The 5,467-nt window shown below is 36.2% G+C and carries 4 protein-coding genes; 2 read left to right on the top strand and 2 right to left on the bottom strand.

All coding sequences use genetic code 11. The features are described from left to right. Together E1171_RS08125 and lysA are read left to right on the top strand one after the other, a co-directional pair. Window positions 1-730: sensor histidine kinase (locus E1171_RS08125; protein WP_187696338.1), on the top strand; the 730-nt coding region annotated here is incomplete at its 5' end. Between the two features lie 217 nt (window positions 731-947). Continuing rightward, on the top strand, window positions 948-2,261 hold the full coding sequence (lysA, locus tag E1171_RS08120; RefSeq protein ID WP_155205511.1) for a diaminopimelate decarboxylase: 1,314 nt from the start codon (window positions 948-950) through the stop codon (window positions 2,259-2,261). 122 nt (window positions 2,262-2,383) lie between these two features. Here the strand turns inward: lysA and E1171_RS08115 are convergent, their stop codons facing one another. Continuing rightward, on the bottom strand, window positions 2,384-4,039 hold the full coding sequence (locus tag E1171_RS08115; RefSeq protein ID WP_222931446.1) for a tetratricopeptide repeat protein: 1,656 nt from the start codon (window positions 4,037-4,039) through the stop codon (window positions 2,384-2,386). 295 nt (window positions 4,040-4,334) lie between these two features. After that, complete coding sequence (locus tag E1171_RS08110) at window positions 4,335-4,784, bottom strand: protease complex subunit PrcB family protein (protein WP_155205509.1); 450 nt, start codon at window positions 4,782-4,784, stop codon at window positions 4,335-4,337. Window positions 4,785-5,467: the final 683 nt, after the last annotated feature.

The raw sequence follows: 5,467 nt of genomic DNA, 5'->3' as shown, positions 1-5,467 counted from the left end.
TTTAGAACTTAGGAAAAGAAATTTACTGCTGAATAAAAATCAAAAGACTTTAAAAGAAAAAAATAAGGAACTGGAAAAGTTTGCCTATGTGGTAGCGCATGATATTAAATCTCCTTTAAACCAAATCATTTCCCTTTCAGGTTTACTGGAAAGTGAATATGCTGCTCAACTTGGTAAGGAAGCGAATCAGCTGATAGCTTATGTAAAGGACTCAAGCGGAAAGTTAAAAGATCTGGTAGATGGAATTCTAAGTTATTATCAAGGAGAAAACATCTTAAAGGAGAAAAAGGAAGAATTAGATTTCTCACAATTTTTAGAGGAAATCATTTCTCTATTGGACCCTAAAAAGGAATTTCAGTTTCATTATCCGAAAGATAAATTGCTCATCAAAGTGAATAAAGTCGCCCTAGGACAAATATTTATCAATTTGATAGGGAATAGCATAAAATATAATGATAAAGATAAGGGGGAAATCACTATTTTTTTTGACCAGGATTCAGCATTTTATTTTTTCACCATTGTAGACAACGGACCCGGAATTGCTGAAGAGGACAAGGAAAGAATATTTAATGTTTTCACCAATCTTGGAAAAAAAGACCGATACAATAATTTAGGCACTGGAATTGGGCTAGCCACAGTTAAGAAATTAGTAGGGATTCTAGGAGGAAAGATTGAAGTCCTATCAGAAATCAATAAGGGATCTACCTTTAAATTCTCATTGAAAAAGTAACCCGTTAGCAAAAATTTGCGACCCTCCCTTTCTTCTTTTTTATTACTAAAGGGTGATTAAACTCCTGATTAGGGAATCTTCTTACATTTTAGGTTGTGGATTGGAAGAGTCAGAAGGCATTAGTGGGGAAAATAGTCATTTTGTCCTTATTATTTTTACAAAATCATTTCGTTTGTGTGATCCAACTGTTAGTTTTGGGGCCTTAAAATAATCGCCTATGGATCAGTTTAATTATAGCCCAGAAGGAGTGCTTCATTGTGAAGATATTAACATAAATTCCTTAGTAGAAAAAGTAGGAACCCCCTTGTATGTTTATTCTGCAAATTCTTTTCGTGACCACTATAAACGTTTTAAGGAAGCATTTGCGGCTATTGATCCTCTGATTTGTTTTTCCATTAAGACCTGTAATAATATCCACCTTATACAGGAACTGGTGGAATTAGGATCTGGAATTGATACAGTAAGTGGGGGAGAGATTTTCCTGGCCAGACAGGCGAATACCCCTGCTGATAAAATCGTTTATGCAGGAATCGGTAAAACCGATGAGGAGATTGCCTACGCTCTGGATGAAGGGATTGGAGTGTTTAATATTGAAAGTGAGGAGGAGTTTGAAAATATTTCCCGAATTGCTGCTCAAAAAAAGAAACGGATCAAAGCCGCTTTAAGAGTAACTCCTGATGTGATAGATGCCAGAACGCATGATAAAACAAAAACTGGAAATCGCGGCAGTAAATTTGGTGTAGATATTGAAAGAGCAAAAGCGTTTTTTAACACATATGGAAAAGATGAATATGTAGATTTATGCGGTGTTCATATACATATTGGTTCACCCATTTATACACCGAAACCTTATGAGTTGGCGATAAGAAAAATCACCAGTTTAATAGACTATCTCACTGATCAAGGGCATGACATGAAAATCATTGACATTGGAGGTGGTTATTCTGCGGATTATTCTTTAGGAATGTCTCCAAAGTGGGAAGAATTTGCTGAAGTAATTGTACCCTTGTTAAAACCTTATTATGACAAAGGTATGCAAGTGATTATGGAGCCTGGGAGAACCATTTCTGCTAATTCCGGAGTGCTGCTTACTGAAGTGAACTATGTGAAAAAGGGTGGTGACAAGCAGTTTGCGGTTGTCAATACAGGGATGCATCACCTTCTAAGACCAGCTATGTACGAGGCGGAACATTTCATGTGGCCCGGAAACGTAGAAAAAAAACATTTGATTTCAGAAAGGATCATCGATAAGGAAGAAGCAACTAAAGGTTTGGAAAAATATGATGTGGTGGGCCCTATTTGTGAATCCAGTGATTATTTAGCTAAAGGAAGAAATTTACCTCAATTGAAAAGGGGGGATTTGTTGTGTATTTTCACAGCGGGAGCCTACGGAATGGTAATGTCCAGTCAATACAATGCTATGCCAAGGCCGGCAGAGGTAATGATAGATGGGGAAGAAATTTTCCTCATCAGAGAAAGAGAATCTTATCAAGATTTATTGACAGGACTTGAGAAACGGAAAATAGATTAAAGACAAAGTGCGCAGTCGGATTTTGGGTTTTCTTTTATTTGTTCTTCCCAGTCCTGTATCAATGGGTACTGGGCAGGATAAAATCATTTTGTAGCCACAAATTAAAGGGCTCTTAATTGACTTTATTTTATTCTGGAACTAGAAATTTGAATATCGGCTGTGCTCCAAATCATACTGAGTTTATCCTCCATTTCTTTGGCCTTTTCTGTTTCCCCCAAATTTTTATAAGCTAAGCGCAAACCATGCAGGGCCCAACCATTTTTGGGAAAGTTTTTCAAGTCTTCTTCAAGGGTTTGTATGGCGTCTTCATATTTTTCCGCCTCAATCTGTACCGCCCCCAAGTGGTGCCGGACAGAAAAGAACCAATCGGGTGGTTCGCTGTAACTCAATTGATCTTCTATTTGGACCGCTTTTTTCAGTTGTATAATGGCTTCGGTGAATTTATTTTGGGAGGCAAAAAGCTCCCCTCTCAAAACCCTTTGTGCGATTTCTACTAAGGAATATATTGAGTTGTTCTCCCATATCTTTAGCTCTTTTAGTTCTTTCAGTTCCATTAATTTATCAAGCTTTTCTAACTCATCTTCGGCTTTCTTTAGATTTCCCTTTCCCAAATAAGCCAAGCCTCTTGCATAATGCTTTACTGCACTAGGATAAGTTAAGGTATCTAAAGGCTGGTCTCTCTGAAGAATCATATCCCATTTTCCCAATTTGACATAAACATAAAAAGGGATCACAAAATAATGTTGAAGAGTTGTCCATTCTTTTTGCTTCATGATTTCAAAAGCAGTTAATTCCGAAACTTTTTGGGCCGCCAAAATTGCCCAATGACTATTTCCTTCCAATGTTGCAGTAGCTGCCATGAAATGATAATTATGTGGATAATAGGTTAAAGGATAAACTCCCTGTGCATGACAATTGGTAACATATGCACTGTCAACCGCTACAGCTTTGATGTTGGCCAGGGTTCCTTTGTGGTATTCTCCCACATGTATATAAATATGAGAAGGCATATGGACCAGGTGCCCTGCTGCCGGCACTATTCCTTCATCTAATATGCGAGCACTTTCCAATCCTATTTCCGGGTTTTTTGAAGCCTCTACTGCATGAATATATAAATGATGGGCGCCAGGATGCATGGGTGAATTTTTAATTGCCGTTTTCAGCACTTTTAGGATTTGAAGAGTCTCTTTTTTGGGGGTACCATTTTTCTCCCACAAATCCCAGGGATGAATGTTCATCAATGCATCAGCATATAATGTGCCTATGTCTGGGTCGTGAGGAAATCTCATAAATACTTTCATCTTAGCCGTAGCATAACCTTGATCTAATTCCAGTCTTTTTTCGGAAAAATTCTTGGTATATCGATTAGCAAGGGCGTTAATTAGTGCTCTTTCTTTTTCATTGCCCTTATCCGATAATTCTAAAGCCTTTTGAACGGCGTCAAAGGCCTTTTCATTATTTTCGGCTATCATTCTATTATTATAATTGGGGCCTAATACAAAAGCATAGCCCCAATAGCACATGGCACAATCCGGGTCCAGTTGAGATGCATAGTAAAACGAACGGGCTGCCTCCCCAAAGTTAAAGCCATAGGCTAAAATTAAACCTTGATTGAAATACTTTTGGGCCAAATCACTCTTAGTGCTAATGGGAAAGCTTAGTACACCCAAGCCTTCAAAAAGAGGCGCTTTTTTTCCTGAACTATACCAGGTTTCATCTGTGGTTTGTAATCCGCAAATGCTCATGGGAGGGGGCTCTTTCTCGGTATTTTTTTCCACTCTTTCTTGACAATTTAAAAGGAGGGGTAAAAATATAAGCAGGAGTAGTTTTTTGGGGTGTACTATATCCATTAGGGTAGATTAAATAGAAGGACAATAGTTGGAAATCCTGTTGGGATTTTCTCTTCATAATTTAATCTAAACGAAATGCAGGAGCAAAATTCAAATCCCTAAAATTGGAAAAAATAGGACTTTCATTTAAAGTTTGATTTGCCCTCCTTTTGACTGGCAATGATGTTTAATGAAATAGTAATTTTATTAGCATTTCTTGTGCTAGAAAATATTCTGAGAAGTTCTAATCTATAAAAATTACTTCCTCAACCAAAAAAGAGCCTTGAATTTTAACGATTTGATAGGGGTTGGTTAGGGCCCAGGTTACAATGTCTCCTTCTCCAGGGTAGATTTTTTTGACTTTTATTTTAAGACTGCCACTATCAAACAGCTTGATGTTTTCAATATTTATTGAATGTCCGCCTGAATTCATTTCTCCCATAAAAACTGCTATGACTGTTTCCGTTTCAAAGTCAATTATTGGATCTGTTAAAAAGCCGTTTCCTATTTGTTTGTTAATCATGTCGTCAAAACTTTCTTGGGAATTAATAACCTCATAGGATTGACGACTTTCATTGGCCGAAACATTTGAATCTATAATTTCGAAAGGTACTTCTTGATATTCTTCTGTTTCTTTTTCATCACATGCAGATAGAAGAAAAGTAAAAACTATAAGACATAATATCCTTTTCATTATTATAAGAGTTGGTTAAGCATTTGAATTGAATTCCTTCTTTTAAGATGAATTTCTTTGAATTAGATTTACCCTACCTTTGATTCCTTTTTAAATACTTTATCTAAATTGGTCGTTTATGAGGCTTTATAAGTATTAATAAAAAGCAATTTTATAAATGAAATTCAAGCAAATTGAAAATTACTTAAAGGGGTTTAAAACCCTTACCCATAGCGAGATTCAAGAATTTCTAAAAATAGGTAGATATAGATCGTGAAGTAAAAACGAGTATTTTACAAAGGATGGTTCTATTTGTAAGGAAGTAGCGTCTATTCAGGTATCTTTTGATCTTTTTATTATTCAAGTTCTGAAGAGGAAATAACATATTGTTTTACCTGTCTCAGACACTCCCTGGTGGTACAATTATTTCATTATGAAAAGCCCCGCAATAAATCAATTAAAAAAAGGTATCTTAGAGTTTTGTGGAATAAGTCCAGTGAAAACCTGCTTTATCAGTCCTATTAAGGCATCTTCCTCAAATTCAGAGAAATGTAGTTGAATAAAGTAGCTCAATTAGGTAGAAAATTAAAATAACAATACCGACATTATTAAACTTAGTTTCGTGGAGTGGCCGGTCTGCATTCCAACCTCTTTTTTAGGTATTAATTCTTAATTTTTATTAAGGGATGAATCCAGAGTAGAAT

This window comes from Xanthovirga aplysinae (assembly GCF_009711365.1).
In the GTDB taxonomy this organism is placed as follows: domain Bacteria; phylum Bacteroidota; class Bacteroidia; order Cytophagales; family Cyclobacteriaceae; genus Xanthovirga; species Xanthovirga aplysinae.
This window is presented reverse-complemented; position numbering and strand designations above follow the sequence as displayed.

What these genes read in the sequence shown, in the direction of transcription:
- lysA (WP_155205511.1), top strand. Translation starts at nt 948, where the DNA reads ATGGATCAGTTTAATTATAGCCCAGAAGGAGTGCTTCATTGTGAAGAT.
- E1171_RS08110 (WP_155205509.1), bottom strand. Translation starts at nt 4,784, where the DNA reads ATGAAAAGGATATTATGTCTTATAGTTTTTACTTTTCTTCTATCTGCA.